Origin of the sequence: Olsenella uli (genome assembly GCF_016900775.1) — a bacterium.
Lineage (GTDB): Bacteria > Actinomycetota > Coriobacteriia > Coriobacteriales > Atopobiaceae > Thermophilibacter > Thermophilibacter uli_A.
Map to the genome: position 1 here is coordinate 21368 of NZ_JACJKN010000004.1, position 18314 is coordinate 39681.

Annotated in this window: 13 protein-coding genes; 3 read left to right on the forward strand and 10 right to left on the reverse strand. The window is 72.0% G+C overall.

From position 1 onward, the window contains the following. Window positions 1–5: 5 nt before the first annotated feature. The 4 genes from recJ to H6A23_RS03620 all read right to left on the reverse strand — a co-directional run bounded on the left by recJ (window position 6) and on the right by H6A23_RS03620 (window position 6474). Entirely contained in the window at window positions 6–3296 is a 3291-nt protein-coding gene (gene recJ, locus H6A23_RS03605; RefSeq protein WP_204830835.1) for a single-stranded-DNA-specific exonuclease RecJ, read from the reverse strand. Then, window positions 3297–4754 carry a SecDF P1 head subdomain-containing protein gene (locus tag H6A23_RS03610; protein ID WP_204830836.1) on the reverse strand — a complete coding sequence of 486 codons (1458 nt, stop codon included), beginning with the start codon at window positions 4752–4754 and terminating at the stop codon, window positions 3297–3299. A gap of 88 nt (window positions 4755–4842) precedes the next feature. Next, window positions 4843–5982: a tRNA guanosine(34) transglycosylase Tgt gene (tgt, locus tag H6A23_RS03615; protein ID WP_353653004.1), complete on the reverse strand. Its 1140-nt coding sequence runs from the start codon at window positions 5980–5982 to the stop codon at window positions 4843–4845. A gap of 219 nt (window positions 5983–6201) precedes the next feature. After that, window positions 6202–6474 (reverse strand): HPr family phosphocarrier protein, encoded by a 273-nt coding sequence (locus H6A23_RS03620; RefSeq protein ID WP_075280393.1) that lies wholly within the window; start codon window positions 6472–6474, stop codon window positions 6202–6204. 252 nt (window positions 6475–6726) lie between these two features. Here H6A23_RS03620 and H6A23_RS03625 point away from each other — a divergent pair, with 252 nt between their 5' ends. Next, on the forward strand, window positions 6727–8061 hold the full coding sequence (locus tag H6A23_RS03625; protein ID WP_204830838.1) for a hypothetical protein: 1335 nt from the start codon (window positions 6727–6729) through the stop codon (window positions 8059–8061). A gap of 22 nt (window positions 8062–8083) precedes the next feature. Here the strand turns inward: H6A23_RS03625 and queA are convergent, their stop codons facing one another. From queA to H6A23_RS03645, 4 genes are all read right to left on the reverse strand, one after another. Further along, window positions 8084–9250 carry a tRNA preQ1(34) S-adenosylmethionine ribosyltransferase-isomerase QueA gene (gene queA, locus H6A23_RS03630; protein ID WP_204830839.1) on the reverse strand — a complete coding sequence of 389 codons (1167 nt, stop codon included), beginning with the start codon at window positions 9248–9250 and terminating at the stop codon, window positions 8084–8086. A gap of 325 nt (window positions 9251–9575) precedes the next feature. Further along, entirely contained in the window at window positions 9576–10550 is a 975-nt protein-coding gene (locus tag H6A23_RS03635; RefSeq protein ID WP_204830840.1) for a magnesium transporter CorA family protein, read from the reverse strand. Window positions 10551–10777: 227 nt separating this feature from the next. Beyond that, window positions 10778–11395 (reverse strand): epoxyqueuosine reductase QueH, encoded by a 618-nt coding sequence (locus H6A23_RS03640; protein WP_204830841.1) that lies wholly within the window; start codon window positions 11393–11395, stop codon window positions 10778–10780. Window positions 11396–11551: 156 nt separating this feature from the next. Then, window positions 11552–12082 carry a DUF3267 domain-containing protein gene (locus H6A23_RS03645; RefSeq protein ID WP_204830842.1) on the reverse strand — a complete coding sequence of 177 codons (531 nt, stop codon included), beginning with the start codon at window positions 12080–12082 and terminating at the stop codon, window positions 11552–11554. Window positions 12083–12188: 106 nt separating this feature from the next. Between H6A23_RS03645 and H6A23_RS03650 the strand changes: the two genes are divergently transcribed. Further along, entirely contained in the window at window positions 12189–14216 is a 2028-nt protein-coding gene (locus H6A23_RS03650; RefSeq protein ID WP_204830843.1) for a class I tRNA ligase family protein, read from the forward strand. Window positions 14217–14491: 275 nt separating this feature from the next. Beyond that, entirely contained in the window at window positions 14492–15985 is a 1494-nt protein-coding gene (locus tag H6A23_RS03655) for a bifunctional alpha/beta hydrolase/GNAT family N-acetyltransferase (RefSeq protein WP_204830844.1), read from the forward strand. Window positions 15986–16146: 161 nt separating this feature from the next. Here H6A23_RS03655 and H6A23_RS11650 read toward each other — a convergent pair whose 3' ends face one another. Together H6A23_RS11650 and H6A23_RS03665 are read right to left on the reverse strand one after the other, a co-directional pair. Continuing rightward, window positions 16147–17538 (reverse strand): sensor histidine kinase, encoded by a 1392-nt coding sequence (locus H6A23_RS11650; protein ID WP_204830845.1) that lies wholly within the window; start codon window positions 17536–17538, stop codon window positions 16147–16149. A gap of 65 nt (window positions 17539–17603) precedes the next feature. Continuing rightward, window positions 17604–18302 carry a response regulator transcription factor gene (locus tag H6A23_RS03665; protein WP_286165783.1) on the reverse strand — a complete coding sequence of 233 codons (699 nt, stop codon included), beginning with the start codon at window positions 18300–18302 and terminating at the stop codon, window positions 17604–17606. Window positions 18303–18314 lie beyond the last annotated feature (12 nt).

Genomic DNA, 18314 nt, shown 5'->3' on the forward strand with positions numbered 1-18314 from the left:
CCCCCTCACACGATGATACCGAAGTCGGGCGTGATGGGTCGGCTCACGCGGGCAAGAAGCTCGTCCGGGCTCGCCTGGAGCGCCCAGGAGCAGAACTCGGAGAAGGCGCGCTGGGCGCGCTGCCCCTCCGCGTAGCACGCGGACTGGGAGAGCTCCATGCGCGCGGGGGACGGCGCCATGGAGATCCGGCGCGCCTCGCCCCAGCCCGTGACGGAGGCAAAACCGAGCTCCGAGAAGACCGCGAGCCCGGAGGAGACCTCCGAGGCGTCGAGCGCGACGCGCGGCTCGAGCGCGCACGCCTCCCGGGCGATGCCGTCGTCGTCGAGGGCGATGGGGCCACCGGAGCGATAGAGCGCCGAGAGGGCGCGATAGAGCGCCACGAGCTGCGGGCGTGCGGGCGCTGCCGCCGAGAGGATGCGCTCGCCGGCGTAGACGTCGCGCGAGCCAAAGAGCACGTGCACCGTGGCTGGGGCGCCGTCGCGCCCGGCGCGCCCGCTCATCTGGTTGAACTCGACCTCGCCGAGGGGCAGGCCGAGGAGCACCACGTGGCGCACGCCCGGGAGGTTGACCCCCTCGCCGAAGGCGCTCGTGGACACGATGCACGCCAGGTCGTCGGCGCGGAAGGCGCGCTCCACGCGCCCGCGGGCGTCGCGGGAGAGGCCGGCGTGGTAGAAGGCGACGCGGTGGGCGAGCTCGGGCACGCGGTGGCGGAGCGTCCGCACGAGCGAGACCGCCTGGTCGCGCGAGCTCACGTAGACGATGGTCTTCTCGCCGAGCGCCACGATCGAGGCGAGGGCCGCGTCGCGGTCCCTGAGCTCGCGGCAGTCGTCGAGCGCGAGGTTGGGCCGCGAGGACTCGTCCACCACCACGTCGGCCCGGTCGATGGCGAGCAGGTCGCAGACGCGCGACGCCACGTCCGGGGCCGCCGTGGCCGTCACGGCGAGCGCGACGGGCCGGCCGAGCTCGGCCATGATGGCGGGCAGCTCGAGGTAGGCGTCGCGCTCGCCGGGCTTGGCGAGCCCGGCGTGGTGCGCCTCGTCCACGACGACGAAGCCCACGCGACGCGACTCGGCAAGCTCGGAGCGGTGGATGGCGAGAAACTCGGGCGTGGTCAGCACCACGTCCACGGACCCGGAGGCGAGCCCCGCGAGCACGCGGGCCCGCTCGGCCGCGGGCGTCTCCCCGGTGAGCACCTCCACCGAGACGCCGTCCGCGGCGAGGCCCTCGCGCAGGTGGAAGGCCTGGTCGGCCACAAGCGCCCGGAGGGGGTAGACGAAGATGCTCGCCCGGCCGCGGGCGATGGCCTCGCGCGCGGCGTGGAGGTGGAACACGAGCGACTTGCCCCGGCCCGTGGCCATGACGGCGAGGCAGGAGCGCCCCGCGGCGAGCCGGTCGAGCGCCGCGCGCTGGGCGGCCAGCAGCGGCGCCTCGCCGATGAGCGAGCGGCGCAGGACGTCCGTGAGATCCCCGTAGGAGAGGCGCGCGAGCTCCGCGCGGCGGTCCGCCGCGGGCGTCACGGCGCCGTCCCCCGGGGCGGCGGGCGCCTCGAGCACGCCGTCGGGGACCACGGGGCGGGCGGGGGCGTCGGGCAGGCGGTAGAGGATGTCCCTCACCATGAGCTTGGGCTTGGTCCTGCCCTGCCAGGTCTCGTTGACCGCCTCGTAGACGAGGTCGACGACGCCCTCCCACGAGCAGGCGCGCTCGGCGTCCGGGGCGCGGAACATGATCGCCGGGACGCAGCTCGCGCCGTCCGTGGCCACGAAGCGCACGTGGGCGCCGTCGGCCCCGACGCGGGCGCGGCTCCTCATGCTCACGCCCACGGAGGCGAGCAGCGGCTTCTTGTTGCCCTGGCCGAAGGGCTGGAGGAGCTCGAGCGAGGAGATGCTCTCCACGGAGAGCTCGCCCAGCCGCACGACGGCCGTGACCTCGCCCGTGTCCTCGAACTGCTCGGCCGGGAGCTCCTCGAGCGCGCGGCACAGCCGCTCGCGGAACTCGTCGACGCGCCCCTCCTCGCAGGTCACGCCCACCGCCCCGGCGTGCCCGCCAAAGCGCACGAGCACGTCCGAGCACTGCTCGACGGCGTGGAAGAGGTCCACCGAGCCCACGGAGCGGCCCGACCCGCGCGCGACGCCGTCCGAGACGGAGAAGACGATGGCCGGGACGTGATAGCGGTTGACGAGGCGCGAGGCCACGATCCCCTTGACCCCCTCGTGCCAGCCCTCGCCGGCCACCACGACGGCGCGCTCGCCGCGATAGGTGCGCTCCGCCTCCGCGAAGGCCTCCTCGGAGAGGGCGGACTCGGTCTCCTTGCGCTCGGCGTTTATCGCCTCGAGCCTACCGGCGAGGATCGTCGCCTCGGAGACGTCGTCGGTGAGGAGCAGCTCGAGCGCCACGTCCGTGGAGCCCATGCGCCCCGCCGCGTTGAGGCGCGGGATTACGGAGAAGGGCAGGCCGTCGGCCGTGACCTGCGCGAGGTCGACTCCGGCCGTCGCGGCGAGCGCCACGAGGCCGGGGCGCGCGGTCGCGCGCATGCGCAAGATCCCCTCCGCCACGAGCGCGCGGTTCTCGCCCGTGAGCGGCATCATGTCCGAGAGCGTGCCGAGCGCCGCGACGTCGAGGCAGTCGAGCCAGAGCTCGGGCGCGCCGCGCCTGCGGCCGAGCTCGCAGACGAGCTTCAGGGCCACGCCGGCGCCCGCGAGGTCGCGCGAGGGGCAGTCCTCGGCGAGCTTGGGGTCGGTCACGGGCACGCCCTCGGGGACGAGGTCGGCCGGCTCGTGGTGGTCGGTCACCACCACGTCGACCCCCTCCCCCACGAGCCACGCGACCTCGCGCGCGGCGGCTATGCCGTTGTCGACGGTCACCACGAGGTCCGGCGAGCAGGCGGCGCGGACGCGGGCGAGCGCCTCCCGGGAGAGGCCGTACCCCTCGCCGAAGCGATGCGGTATGAAGGGGTGGACGTTTGCCCCAAGGCGCCGCAGGGCGAGCGTGAGCAGGCAGGTCGAGCTCATGCCGTCGACGTCGAAGTCGCCGAAGACGGCGATCGCCTCGTGCGCGTCGAGCGCGCGCTCGACGCGGGAGACCGCCTCCGCCATCCCCGGTATGCAGAGCGGGTCCGCCCAGTCCCGCGCGAGCGAGGGCGTGAGGAACTCCCGTGCCGCGGCGACGTCCGTCACGCCGCGGGCCGCGAGGACGCGCGCCACGAGCGGGCTGACGCCGAGCGCCCCCACGAGCGCCCGCTCCGCGGCGGCATCGTGCGGCAGGACCGCCCAGCGGCGGCTGTCCGCGAGGCCGGCCATCTAGCGGTCGCCCTCCTCGCGCGCCGCGACGCCCCAGGCGTCGGGGTTGGCGCGCATGGCGCGGGCGCAGAGCCGCGTGAGCGGCAGGCAGACCATGAGCAGCGCGAGGGCGCCCGCCACGGCTGCGACGGGCCAGGCGAGCCCGGCGGGGCCGGACGCGAGCCCGCCGTCCGAGACGAGGAAGAAGAGCAGTAGGCCACCCACCACGAACGAGCCCGCGGCGATGGCGAGCTCCCGGCCAAAGCGCCGCAGGGCGACGCGGCCGGCGTCGCGCGGGTCGGTGCCGCCGCGCACGCACGAGCGGACGCGCCACAGGACGCGGAGCAGCTCGAGGAAGGTCGCGCAGGTGACGATGACGGCCACGACGTAGGCGGTGACGGTGGGGACGAACAGGCCCGCGCGGGAGAGCGCGGCCAGGCCGCCCACCTGGAAGACGGCGACGCTCACCAGCCCCGCATACGCCACGAGCCCGAGCAGGCGCATGGTGGCGAGCAGCGCCGCGAGAACGACGAGCGCGGCCGCGCCCGCCACGACCCCCACCCGGAGGAGGCCCGCCTGCGAGACGGCCGGCGCGAGCCCCGAGACCGAGGTCTCCGCGAGCGCGGCGGGCAGCACGCCCGTCCTGGCCGCCGCCTGCATGCCCGTGGCCTCGGCGAGGGAGATGCCGGCCGAGACGGTCACCACGCCGTCCGTGATGGGGTCGCTCACCCCGGGGGCCGCGACCACGGTGCCGTCGAAGACGACGGCGATCTGGCCTCCCACGGGGGCGAGCTCGTCCGTCACGGCGGCAAAGGCCTCGGCGCCCTCCCTCGTGAAGGTGATCTGGATGCCGTAGAGGTCGGAGGATGCGGAGAGCCTCACCGGCTCGATGGACGCGATCGAGGAGCTGTCGAGGAAGGCCTCGTAGGTGCCCTCGGCGAGCGCCACGCCGGACGCGCCGGACTGCACCCGGGCGAGCGCGTCGGCGTCCGAGACGGCGTCGAGCCGCACGAGCTCGACCCTGCCCGGCCGCGTGGCCGCGGCGACGGCCTGCCCGGCGTCCTGGTCGGCGGGGACCTCGACGGTCACGCCGTCACCCTCGGCCGTGACGCGCGCGCCCCGCACGCCGAGCGTGGAGAGGCGCGACCTCACCGCCGCGGCGCTCGCCCAGGCGTCCGCCGTCTCGTCGGAGAGCGCGTAGGAGTAGGACGTCCCGCCGGCGAAGTCGGCGCCCCAGCCGAGGACCTCGGCGGGCGGCAGGGCGAGAAGGACCGAGGCGACGAGCAGGGCCAGCGCCGCCGCGAGCACGCCGATCTGCGCCCGCGCGTCAGCGGGAACGCCCGCGCGCGCCCTCCCGGCCCGGCCCCTCGGCGCGGACCCCGCCGCCGCGGACCAGCGGCTGACGCCCGTCGCGCCCTTAGCGCCCTTAGCGCCCTTAGCGCCCTTCGCGTTCTTCTCGTCCCTCATGGCGTCTCTCATGGCATGCCTCTTCGGTTGGATGGCGCGTCGGCGCCCTGTCAATCCGAATTATCATACCGCAGCCGGACAGAAACGCCGGAGGCGGCCCCTACCAGTCGCGCGCTGCGGGCGACGCCATCCAGTCCTCGACGAAGGCGGCGTAGGTGCCCGCCGCCACGGACCTGCGCACGCGGCGCATGAGGCCGAGCAGGTAGAAGATGTTGTGCTGCGAGATGAGGATGGAGCCGAGCATCTCCTTCTGGCGCACCAGGTGGTGGAGGTAAGCGCGCGAGAAGCCACCCGTGCAGGTGGGGCAGGAGCACGCCGGGTCGAGGGGCCCGTGGTCGTGCGCGAAGCGCGCGTGGCGGAAGTTGAGCCGCCCCTCGCTCGAGAAGGCCGAGCCGGTGCGCGCCGTGCGCGTGGGCAGCACGCAGTCGAACATGTCCACGCCGCAGGCGACGGCGCGCACGAGCGTGGTGGGGTTGCCCACGCCCATGAGGTAGCGCGGCTTCTCGCGCGGCATGTGCTCGGAGACGAGCGGCGCGAGCGTCTCGAACATGGTCTCGTGGTCCTCCCCCACCGAGTAGCCGCCGATGCCGAAGCCGGGGAAGTCGCCGATCTGCTCGAGGTGGCGCAGGCTCCGCAGGCGCAGGTCGAGGTGCATGCCGCCCTGGACGATGCCAAAGAGTGCCTGGTCGGGGCGGGTATGGGCCGCATAGCAGCGCTCCGCCCACAGGCTCGAGAGCTCCACGGAGCGCTCCACCTTGCGCCGCGGCGCCGGGTAGCCCACGCACTGGTCGAGCTGCATCACGATGTCGGCGCCGAGCTTCTGGGCGATGGCCATGTTCTCCTCGGGCGTCCACTCCACCCAGCGGCCGTCGTAGTCCACCGCGCGGAAGCGCACGCCGTCGCGCGAGAGCCTGAAGAACTCCTCGTGGCTGAACACCTGGAAGCCGCCGGAGTCCGTGAGGATGGGGTGGTGCCATCCCATGAAGTCGTGGAGGCCCCCCATCTCGGCCACGAGGTCGGCGCCCGGGCGCATGGAGAGGTGGTAGGTGTTGGCCAGCAAGATCTTGGTCCCCAGCTGCTCGAGCGTGGACGGCATGAGGCCCTTCACCGTGGCCTTGGTCCCCACCGGCATGAAGATCGGCGTGGGGACGTCGCCGTGCGGGGTGTGCAGGACGCCCGTGCGCGCGTGCGTCGTCGGGTCCTCGGCGAGGACGTCATACTTGAACAGGCTGGTATCCACGGCTTCCTCCGCTCGCGTGGAAGGCTGGCGAGAAGGGCGACGAGGTCCGGCGCTCAGACAGCCTGCCGCAGAAGGCGCGGCAAGAACTCGCGGCGGACCTCGTCGTCCTTCTCGCCAGCCCCATGGCCGAAACAATGACCCATCCCACACAAAGGGACCCGGCGTCACACTGACGCCGGGTCGAACCATCGAGAAAAGGTGATGGGTGTCGCCGATCGACTACTCGCCGAAGCCGGAGTCGATGAGGGCGATGAGGGCGTCCAGGGCCTCCTGCTCGTCAGCGCCGTCGCAGGCGACCTCGACCTTGGTGCCGGTGCCGAGGCCGGCGGCCAGGATCATCATGATGGACTTGGCGTTGACAGGAGCGGAGTCCTTGTCGACGTTCTTGATGGTGACGTTGCACTGGTACTTCTTGGCCTCGGTCACGAAGACGGACGCGGGACGGGCGTGAAGGCCGGTGGCGTTGATGATGCTCGTCTGCTTAGAAACCATGTTGCGGACTCCCTTTCCAATACTCCTAAACGATCGGGGACGTCTGCATCCCCCTGAGAAACACATAGCACATCCTAGCAAACAAGAGACGCTTTGACGCCAAACTTCTGGCCAAGGGTGCAATCTCTGGGGATAAGCGGAATCAGGCCGGGCGGCGCGCGGCCGTGCGAGACAATGTGGGAGACGGCGTCGCCCGCCGTCGCAAAGAACGGCGCGCCGCGAGCGCTCGCGGCTGAGAGGAGCGGAAAACCCATGGCACACGATCCCGAGGACGAGGAGCGGCAGGGTCCCGAGGGGGCCGAGAAGGCCGAGGCCGCCGAGGCGGAGACCGAGGCCGGGGCAAAGGCCGCGGACGCCGAGGCCCCGGTCGCGGACGCCGGCGCGGCGCGCGCGGCGGATGGGGCCGGGCAGGAGGGGGCCGGCTCCGCCCTCGACGTCGCGCTCGGGGCCGCGCGCGACGCGGCCGGGACCGCCGCCGCGACCCTCATGAACGGCCTCTCCGCCGTCAAGGACGTCCGCGAGGCCGCGAGGCGGCACGGGTCCGCGCGCGCCCGGCTCCGCGAGCTGCGCGAGACGCTCGAGGCCGACGAGGCGGAGCTCGCGCACCGCGAGGAGGTCGAGGGCGGCTACGAGGGCATCGTCCGCGAGCAGGGGGCCATCGTGGCCGAGGCGAACGAGGCGCTCGTGGCCGAGCAGGGCGCGGTCGAGCGGCTCGAGGGGGAGGCCCGCGCGCTCGAGGAGCAGCTCGCGCGCATGAAGGTCGGCCACGAGCAGGAGATCCGGCCCTACAAGCGCCTCGCGGACTCCGCGCGGGAGCGCCACGACGAGGCGAGCCGCGTCGTGGCCGAGGCCAAGCGCGCCATGAAGTCGGCGGAGGCCCAGCTGAAGAGCGCGACCGACCGCAGGGAGCAGGGCATCGCCGCGGCCAACCGCGCCGTTGACAGCTCCCAGGCGCGGCTGCGCAAGGTGCAGGAGGAGCTCAGGCGCGCCCAGGAGGCCGACCCCACCTCCAACGCCGTCTCCCAGCTCAAGAACGAGATCGTGACCGAGCTCGCCCACGTGGAGGCCGCGCGCTCCGACGTCGGCGCCACCACGCACGACGCGCAGGAGGCGGTCGACGCCGCGAGCACGCACCTCTGGACCCAGCGGCAGTCCCTCGAGAGCGCCCAGCGCGAGGCGGACGAGGCCCGCAGGGAGTACGAGGGGAAGAAGGGCGAGTACGACGAGCTGCAGGCGAGGGCCCGCGCCGAGGAGAAGGCCCTCGAGGAGCGCATCACCGCGACCCGCGAGGGGACGGAGGAGGCCAAGGCGGCCTACGACGAGGCGGCCGAGCGGCACGACGCCGCGCAGGCGCTCCTCGACGAGGCGGAGCAGATCCACGCGACGCCCGAGGTGAGCGAGGAGCTCCGGGAGAGCATCGAGGGGCTGCGCGCGCAGATCGCCGACCAGGAGGCCATCGTCGAGGGGCTCTCCGAGGCGGAGCGCGGCCTCAGGGCGCGGACCCGCCGCGAGCGCGTCGCGCTCGGCGCGGCCGTCGTCGCCGTCATCGCGGTCGTGCTCCTCATCGTGCTGCTCGTCGTCCTCTAGCCCCGCCCCGGGGCCCGGGGTCCTACTCGATCAGCATGGCGTCGCCGAAGGAGAGGAAGCGATAGCGCTCCTCGATGGCCTCGTGATAGGCCACCATGATCTGCTCGCGCGTGGCGAAGGCCGAGACGAGCATCATGAGCGTCGAGCGCGGCACGTGGAAGTTCGTAATCATGGCGTCCACCACGTGGAAGGCCGAGCCCGGCATGAGGTAGAGGTTGGTGGTGGCGTTCTCGCGCGCCACGATGTCGCCGGCGCCGGCCGCGCCCTCGAAGCGACGCGCGCTCACGGGCGGCTCGCTCGGCGCGGCGACCGGGTCCCACGCGCTCTCGAGCGAGCGGACCGAGGTCGTGCCCACGGCGATCACGCGGTGCCCCGCCGCCTTGGTGGCGTGCACGGCGTCGACGACCCCCTGGCTCACGTGGTAGCGCTCGGTGTGCATGACATGCTGGGTCGGGTCGTCCTCGGTGACCAGGCGGAAGGTGTCGATGCCCACCTCGAGCTCGACGGTCGCCCAGCCCACGCCCTTCTCGCGAATCCGCTCGATGAGCTCCGGGGTGAAGTGGAGCCCGGCCGTGGGGGCGGCCGCCGAGTGCTCCTCCGCCATGGCGTAGACGGTCTGGTACTTCTCGGGGTCGCCCTCGTACTGCGTGATGTAGGGCGGCAGCGGCACGTGGCCGGCCGCGTGGATGGCCTCGTCGAGCGTGCGCGGCGAGCCGTCGTCCTTCTCGCCCACCGGCGAGAAGCGCACGAGCCGGCCGCCCTTGCTGCCCTCGACGAAGTCCATGATCTCCCCGGTGAGGACCACCGGCGCGGACTCCGGCGCGTGGAGGCCCCCCGCGCGGTACTCGATCACGATGCCCGGCTGGCGCAGGCGCTTGCCGGGGTTGACCAGGCACTCCCAGACGCCGCCGAGCGCATCCACGTCCTCGCGGCGGCGGAGCAGCAGCGTCTCGCAGACACCGCCCGTGCCGCGCTTGCGCCCGACGAGGCGCGCCGGCATGACGCGCGTCTGGTTGGCGACGAGAAGGTCGCCCGGCTCGAGGTAGTCCACGATGTCCGTGAAGCGGCGGTGCTCCACCGAGCCGTCCGCGCGGTTGAGCACGAGCAGCCGGCAGGAGTCGCGCGGCTCGGCCGGGGCCTGGGCGATGAGCTCGTCGGGCAGCGGGTAGTCAAAGTCGTCAGTGCGCATGGGTTCCTCCTCGCGGTTTCCAGCGCCCTACGATAGCACGGCGCGGACGGCACCTCACGCTCTTCTCGGCCCGCCGCTCGCCGCGTCTCCCGGAGAGCCGCCCGCGCCAGACTCCCCGGGCGATTGGGCGGGATGTTTTATGCAAAGCCGGCACTCCCGGAGGGCACTCGACGCACTCGAACCATCTACCTGCGGATTTGCAGGCCCTACACACGCGTGGGGCCATCGAGTGCGGTCCGCGTATCAAGGATGCCACCCAATCGCACGCGATTTTGGCGGGAGGGCGAGCGACGGGCGGCGCGCGCCCGCGCCGCGGGCCGAGCCGCTAGTGCCACATGCCCTTGCGCTTGAAGATCCAGGCGGCCACGAGGCACCCCACCGCGGCCAGCAGCAGCGGGAAGGCCCAGTTGTCGAGCAGGGGCACGCCGTCAAAGGGCAGGTCAACGTTCATGCCGTAGAAGCCAAAGACGATGTTGGGGATGGCCATCACGATGGTGATGACCGAGAGCACCTTCATCACGATGTTGAGGTTGTTGGAGATGATGCTCGCGAAGGCGTCCATCGTGCCGGAGAGGGTGCCGGAGTAGATGTTGGCCATCTCGATCGCCTGGTGAATCTCAACGAGCACGTCTTCGAGGAGCTCCTGGTCATCCTCGTAGAGTGGGATGATGCGGCCCTGCATGATCTTGTTGAGCGTCATCTCGTCGGACTTGAGCGAGGTCGAGAAGTACACGAGCGACTTCTCGAGGTTGAGCATCTGGATGAGCTCCTCGTTTCTGACCGACGCGTGCAGGCGAGCCTCGGTGCTCGAGGAGAGGCGGTCGATGCGCCGCAGGTAGACGAGGTAGAGCTGAGAGATGTGCAGCAGCGCCTGCAGCAGGAAGCGCGTGCGGTAGCGGGTGTCGACGTTGCGGACGCGCCCGCCCGCCAGGTCGCGCACCACCTCGTTATCGAGGATGGAGATGGTCGCGAAGAGGCCCTTCTCGGGGAGAAACACCATGGTGAGCGGCATGGTGTCGTACTGCAGCGGACTCTGGGGGCGCACCCCGACGCCGTCCTCCCCCACCACGGGGTAGTCCACGATGACAAAGATCTGGCGCGCGTCCTCGTCGTAGTCGATGCGGGAGGTCTCCTCGTCGTCGAGGGCCGAGCTCACGAACTCCGGAAGCACCCCGAGCTCGCGCTCCAGCAGCTCGCGCTCCTCGGCCGTGGGCGCGACGACGTTGACCCAGCAGCCAGCTTCCGGCGCCGCCAGCCGCTCCATCGTGCCGTCGGCGCCCGTCTTGAGGTACTCGATCATGGTCCCACCGTCCTTCTCGCTCCGGGGCTGGTTTCGTGACACCTCACCATACGGCAGCGAGACGCCCGCCCGACGAGAAGAACCCCCGACTTGCCAAAACCCTTACAACTGGGGCCGCCGGCGGAGGCGACATCTTGACCCCGGCGCGCTGGCCGCCTCGTCATGAAAGGAGCCGGGCGGCGCCCGCGCATCCTGCGCGAACACGTCGGACCAGAGCCGCTCTATGCTTACTGAGCGCCCTCCATTCCGGCCGCGTCCCCCGAGCGCCTCTCGGCTTTTGCGCGCTTGCGGGCATCGCGGGCCTCATGGCGCTCGATCGCCGCCTCGGCGGCGGAGAAGCGGCAGCCGCAGTAGTTCTGGCGATACATGCCCAGCTCGCGGGACTCGCGCGTGGCCTCGGGATAGTACGGGCGGAAGTCGCGCCAGACCGGCGTGAGGCCGTGGGCCGCAGCCGTGGCGGCGAGAATCTCGCCGCAGGCGTCAAAGAGCTGGTAGGGCGAGACCGCGAGCGTCGTGGAGATGTGCTCGAAGCCCCGCTCGCGCGCGACGCGGCACTCCTCGGCCAGACGCAGCGCGTAGCAGGCGCGGCAGCGGCGCCCGCGGTCAAAGCCCGCGGGCGCGCAGGCGCGCTCCCAGGCGGCGCGGTCATCGCCCGCCTCGATCACCTCGACGTTCGCCACCTCCGCCGCCCAGACGCGCAACGTGTCCAGGCGCCGGCGCCACTCGGAGACGGGCTGGATGTTGGGGTTGGTCCAGAGAATCGTGGGCTCGAAGCCCTCCTCGCGCAGCAGGCGCACCGGCTCGAGCGAGCAGGGGCCGCAGCACGCGTGCAGCAGGAGCGGCACGCGCCCCTCTGCTGCGCGCGTGTTTCCGGTTCTAGGTGTTTTTTGCAGGGACCCCACGATATCCCCCTCCACGCGCGCAGGAAAAGCCCAGCTCAGAAAATGCCATCGACATGATAGTACTTGAGACACGCCGCAAAAAACACCTAGAACCGGAGCTCAGTCCTCGGCGAGCAGGTCCAGGCCGACGTCCGTGTCCCGAACGTGCGTGCAGCCGGGCTCGCGCAGGGCGGCCCGCGCCATGAGCGCGTCCCCCGAGCAGCCGGAGAGGTGCGCCCCCGCGAGGATGGCCGCGAGCACCGGGCGGCCCGCGCAGAGCGCCGCCGCCACGAGCGCGCCCGTCACCAGGAGCGCCGGGGCGAGCAGGATCGCCACCATGCGCCCGCGCAGCGCCACGGCGCCGTCGGTCTTGGTGTAGAGAAAGGCATCCTGAAAGCCGAAGCTCACGCGGCAGCCCGGGCAGAGCAGCTTGAAGGCCGCGGCGTGCACGAGCTCGTGAACCGGGAGCGCCGCGAGCGTCCCCGCGGCGAGCGCGACCCACCACCAGACGTCGATGCGCTCGCCTCCCCGCACGACGGCAAGGGCGACGGCGAGCGCGAGCGCCACCGCGATGACCGCGAGCGAGAGGCGCAGCACGCGCCGCTGCAGCCCGTCGTCCCCCAGGATGTCTATGCGCTCGATGAGTCTCATGGCGCCCATTCTAGACGAGCCCGCGCCACGGAGGGGACGGCACCCGTGCGCCCGAGCGTGAGAAGTGCGAGAATGGGAGGCTGCAACCGAGCAATAAGGAGCGCCCATGCCCGAGACCAGCTCACGTCCGAGCTTCCCCCGTCGCGCCGTCATCACCGGCGGCATGCCCTACGGCAACAAGAACCTGCACTTCGGCCACATTGGCGGCGTCTTCGTGCCGGCCGACTTCTTCGCGCGGTTCCTGCGCGACCGCATCGGGCCGGAAAACGTCATCTTTGTCTCCGGCACCGACTGCTACGGCTCGCCCATCGCCGAGGGCTTCCGCAAGAAGGTCGAGAACGAGGGCTACGCCGGCACCATCGAGGACTACGTGCGCGCCAACCACGACGCCCAGAAGGCCGCGCTCGACGCCTACGGCATCTCGCTCGACCTCTTCGCCGGCTCCGGGCTCGAGCCCGCGGCAGACGTCCACGCCCGCCTCACCGACGAGCTCATCCGCCGCCTCCACGAGCGCGGCTACCTGCACCGCCGCACCACGCGCCAGTTCTTTGACGTCGAGGCCGGCACCTTCCTCAACGGCCGCCAGGTCCAGGGCCGCTGCCCCGTGCGCGGCTGCAAGTCCGAGAAGGCCTACGCCGACGAGTGCGACCTCGGCCACCAGTTCGACCCCGAGGAGCTGATCGCCCCCGTCTCTCAGCTCACCGGCACCACGCCAGAGCTCCGCCCGGTGGACAACTGGTACTTCGACCTGCCGGCCTTCCGCGAGGAGCTCGAGCGCCTCATGGACGAGTGGGACACAGACCCGCAGGTGCGCGCCGTGGTCACCAAGACCGTGCGTGAGAGCCTCGTGGACCCCGTGATCTATATCCAGACCAAGTTCCGCGAGGCCTACGACGCCGTCGCCGCGGAGCTGCCCGAGCACGTTCTTACGGAGGCCGAGAAGGGCCAGCAGTCCTTCTCGCTCACCTTCTCCGGCTGGGAGGCCCGCGACGAGGCACGCGAGAAGCTCGACGCCGCCGGCGTGCGCTTCCGCACAGGCAAGTGCCTGCTGCCCCTGCGCATCACCGGCAACATCGAGTGGGGCGTGCCCGCGCCTGACCTCGAGGGCAGCTCCGGGCTCACCGTGTGGGTGTGGCCCGAGAGCCTGTGGGCGCCCATCTCCTTCACGCAGACGGCGCTCGGCCTCGCCGAGGACGGCCGTTACTCCTCGACGGACTGGCGCGACTGGTGGTGCGCAGACGACGCGCGCGTCTACCAGTTCATCGGCCAGGACAACATCTACTTCTACTGCGTGGCGCAGCCCGCCCTCTGGGAGGCGCTCGGCTGGGGCCTCACGCAGGACGTCCCCGTGGCCAACTACCACATCCTGTTCATGAACAAGAAGGCCTCGAGCTCCGGCAAGATCACCCCTCCCATGGCGGCCGAGCTGCTGGAGCACTACACCCCCGAGCAGCTGCGCGCGCACTGGCTCTCCCTCGGGCTGGACCAGAAGGCCGTCTCCTTCAACCCCAAGGCCTTCGACACCTCCGTCAGCCACAAGGACAAGGCGACCGGCGAGGACGTGCTCGTGCGCGACGACCCGCGCGTGGTTGACCCCGCCCTCAAGGAGAGCGCCTTCCTCACCAACATCTTCAACCGCCTGGCGCGCAGCTGCTTCTACGGCGCCGCCAACGTCTGCGACGCGCACCTGCCCGCCGTTGCCCCGAGCGAGGGATCCGTTGCCGCGGCGCGCGAAGCCACGCTCGCCTTCGAGCGCCGCGCCTACGAGTTCGACGCCCACGGGGCGCTGGCGGTGGCCGAGGAGTTCTGCCGCGCCGCGAACAAGCGCTGGGACGAGGCCTCCAAGGCCGCGCGCGGCGACGACGCCGCCTACGAGGCCGCCCTCGCGGACGCCTTCTGCGCGCTGCGCACCGCCGCGCTGCTCATGCACCCTGCCGTGCCCGCAGGCTGCGAGAAGATCTGCGAGCACATGGGCTTCTCGCCCGAGGCGTTCTTCTCCTGGGAGCACGCCCTCGAGGGGCCGGCCGAGCTGGCCGCCGCACTCGGAGAGACGCCCGAGCAGCACGCCATCGTGCCCCTGCCCCCGCGCTTCGACTTCTTCGAGAAGCACCCGTCGCAGGTCAAGGGCAGGTAGCGAGAAGGACGTCACCGCACCGCCAGAAACCGTCGCGACGCCCCCGCAGAGCGAAGTTGCGGGGGCGTCGCGACGTTTTTCTCACCACTTCTGTCGCAATACCCCCGCAGCGCAGCTCTACGGGGGGCGTCGCGACGTCTGGCGCGGCCTGGGTGTCGCGAGTCCCCCGCACCCAGGCCAAGCGGAGGGCTCGCGACGTTTTTCGTCGGGCCGCGGCCAGACGGAAGCAGCCCCCGGTCTATCATGGTCAGAGACCAACGTGAGAAGGAGCCCCCATGCCCGTCGAGTTTCCGCCCGTGCACGTCCCGCGCCCGTACGCGCTTCCCGCCACCGCGCTCGCGGCGCGCGTCGAGGTCCCGACGGAGGACGGCGCCGCCATCGTTGCCTGGACGTACGCACCTGAGGGCGTGGTAGACGCGCCGGGCACGCCCTTCGGCATCGACCTCTCCGTGCCGCCCGTGCTCATGCTGCACGGCAACGGCGAGGAGCACGGCATCTTTGGCCCCGTGATCGACGCGGTGTGCGCCACGGGCCGCGCGGTCATCGCCCTGGACTCGCGCGCGCAGGGCGCGAGCACGCGCGGCACGGCGCGGCCGCTCACCTACGAGCTCATGGCCGCGGACGCCATTGAGGCCTGCGCGCGGCTCGGCGTGCCCGAGGTCCACGTGCTCGGCTTCTCCGACGGCGGCATCCTGGGCCTGCTCCTCGCGCGCGACTGGGGCGACCACGTCCTCAGCCTGACCGCGCTCGGGGCCAACCTCACGCCGGCGGGGCTGCCCAAGGAGGACACCGACTGGATGGCCTTCGCCGCGGCCGAGAACCGCCGCTGGGCCGCCGAGGGCCACGAGGGAGCCACGCTCGAGGACGGAACGCCGGTGCCCTCCCCCGCCGAGTCCGCGCAGATCGCCGAGCTCCTGCAGCTCATGGTGGAGAACCCGCAGATAGACGCCGCCTCGCTCGCCTCCGTGGGCTGCCCCGTCGCCGTGATGGTGGGAGAGTTTGACGAGATCCTCCCCGAGGAGACGAACCGCATCGTGGCGGCCATCCCCGGAGCGCGCAAGGTGGTGGAGCCCGGCATCGACCACAACCTGCCCAAGATGGCGCCCGCCGCCGTGGCGCGCGAGCTTCTGGCCACGGTCGAGAGAAACGACGTGCGGCACCCCCGTCGCGCCATCGAGCAGCCCGCCGGCATCGCCATCTGCCGCATCCCCGTCTCGGGGCGCTGGGCCGAGAAGCTCGACGAGCTCTACCGGCGCGTGGACGCCGAGCCCGGGACCTCGGGCTGGGTGCAGGACGTGTGGCCGCCCGCCGGGATGGCGGCAGAGCTGCTGGCCGCGGGCGCGTACTGGGGCGCCTTCGACACCGCGGCCGTGCGCGACGGCAAGCCCGCGGACGACGCCGCCCTTCTCGGCGCCGTGGCCGTGGACCACGACGCAGACATGGGAGACGGCACTGCCCCCGGACACGGCTCCGGCCTCGGCGGCCCCTCCTGGGAGCGACGGGCCGAAAAGGACGTGGCGTGCTGGCACCTCCTCGCCGTGGACCCCGCCGCACGCGGACGCCACGTGGCCGACGCCCTTCTCGTCGCCGGCATGCGCGGCGCGCGCGAGATCGGCGCCCGCGCGGTGCGCCTCAACACGAGCGTGGCCAACGTGCCCGCCAACGCGCTCTACGCCAGCCGCGGCCTCACGCGGCACCGCCCGCTCTGGCTCCCCTACCCGGGGCTGCCCCTGCCCGGCTGGACCAATCTCTGGGAGCTCGCACTGTAGCGCTGCCGGGACGCCCGCGCTCGGCGCTTCGCCCGCCGCATCAAATCTGGCCGCGGCGTTTTGGCACTTTCCGCACCCCCAACGGGCTCCAAAGTGCCAGAAATCCGCGGCCCAGATTTGATATCCTCCCTGCACGGGCACGCAGGGCGAGAAGGACGCGCCTACTGCTTGGGGAACGTCACCGTGATCGTGGTGCCCTCGTCCACCTTGCTCTCGAGGCGGATGTCCGCGCCGTGGTAGGTCGCCGCGTGCTTGACGATGGCCAGGCCCAGGCCCGTGCCGCCCATGTCGCGGCTCCGCCCTTTGTCCACGCGGTAGAAGCGCTCGAAGACCTTGTCCTGCGCCTCGGGCGGGATGCCGATCCCCGTGTCGCTCACGCGCAGGCAGGGCCGCCCGCCCTGCGGCAGCACCCACACGAAGACGCGCCCGCCCGGGTGGTTGTAACGGATGGCGTTCTCGACGAGGTTGCTCACGAGCTCGTCGAGCAGGCGCGCGTTGCCCATGATGGGCGTGGAGACGCCGGAGACCGTGATGGTCACGTCATACTTGCGCTGCGCGCGGCCGCGCAGGCGCTCCGCGACGTCACCCGCCACGGACATGAGGTCCACGCGCTCGACGGGGCCAAAGACCTCGCGGTCGCCGGCGCGCTCGGACTCGTCGAGCTTGGAGAGCATGAGGATGTCGCTCACCAGAAGCGACAGGCGGTGCGCGTCCTTGTAGATCCGCCCGGCGAACCCCTGGACGTCCTCGGGCCGGGCGATGCCGTCGCGGATGAGCTCGGCCGCGCCCTGGATGGAGGCGATGGGCGTCTTGAGCTCGTGCGTCACGTTGGCCGTGAAGTCGCGGCGCATGTCGGCCGCGTCCTGGATGGCGTTCATGCGCTGCACGAGCTCCTTGTGTTGCTCGTTGAGGCGGCTCACGAGCGGGTCGAGCTCCACGTAGGGCGCCACGCCGTCGCCGGAGGCCGGGTCTATCTCGAGGATCGGCCGCACGAAGCGGCGGGAGAGCCGGCGGGAGACCACCCAGCTCGCCCCCACGAGCAGGACGGCAAGGGCGCAGAGCATCGCCAGGTCCTGGAAGAGGAAGGCCACGACCCCCGCGCGGTCGACGGACAGGCGGACCACCTCGCCGGACTCGAGCCGCACGGCCTCGTAGAGGCTCATGTACCCCACCGTGTCGCTCGAGCGCTCGGAGGAGCCCTCGCCCTCGGCGAGCGCCGCGGCGACCTCGGGGCGGTCCGCGTGGTTGGGCAGGTCGGCGGCATCCGCGCCCGAGTCGTAGGTGACGGCGCCGTCGGGGCTCACGAGGGTCACGCGGATGTCCCCCATGTCCAGCTCGCCGAGGACGGACGCGTCGTCCTCGGCGAGGTCGAGCAGCGAGGCGATGGTGCGGCACTCGCTCGCGAGCTGCTCGTGCTCGTCGGAGAGGAAGGCCGACTGGTAGATGAGGGAGGCCGCCGCGGTAACCGCGACGGCCACGAGGGCGCACGCCACGACGAGCGCCACGAACATGCGATGCGAGAGCGAACCCTTCGCCCCGGGCTCCCTGGTCACGGCGCCCCCTTCCTCAGATCATGACAAACGACCCGGTCACCTTTGTCAGGTCCCCCTGTCGGGAGTCAGCCGCGGGCGCGGTAGCCCACGCCGCGGACGGTCTCGATGAGGTCCGACGAGGCGCCGAGCTTGGCGCGGACCTGCTGCACGTGGACGTCCACGGTGCGGGAGCCCCCGTCGAAGTCCCAGCCCCAGACCCGCTGGAGGAGCGTCTCGCGCGAGAAGACCACGCCGGGCGAGCGCATGAGGAACTCGAGGAGGTCGAACTCGCGCATGGTGAGCTGGACCTCCCGGCCGTCGACGGTCACCTCGCGGCGGTCGGGCCAGAGGGTGACGTCGCCCACCGTGAGCGCGGCGGGCTCCTCCTGGGCAACCTGCTCGCGCGCCGCGCGGCGCAGCAGGGCGCGCGTGCGGCTCACCATCTCCATCATCCCGAACGGCTTGGAGAGGTAGTCGTCCGCCCCGGAGTCGAGCGCCTTCACGGTGTCGAGCTCGGTGTCCTTGGCGGTGAGCATCATGACCGGCACGTGCGAGAGCCCGGGGGTCCGGCGCAGGCGCGCCAGGATCTGGAGGCCGTCGGTGTCGGGGAGCATGATGTCGAGAAGGACGGCGTCGGGCGTGCGCTCGGCGCAGGCGCGGCGGAACTCGGCGTCGTTCGCGCAGCCGCGCGCCTCGATGCCGCCCTGCCCCAGCGCATAGACCGTGAGCTCACGGATGTTCTTGTCGTCCTCGACGTAGTAGACCACGCTGCCCGCCTTCCCCATCGTGTCCTCGAC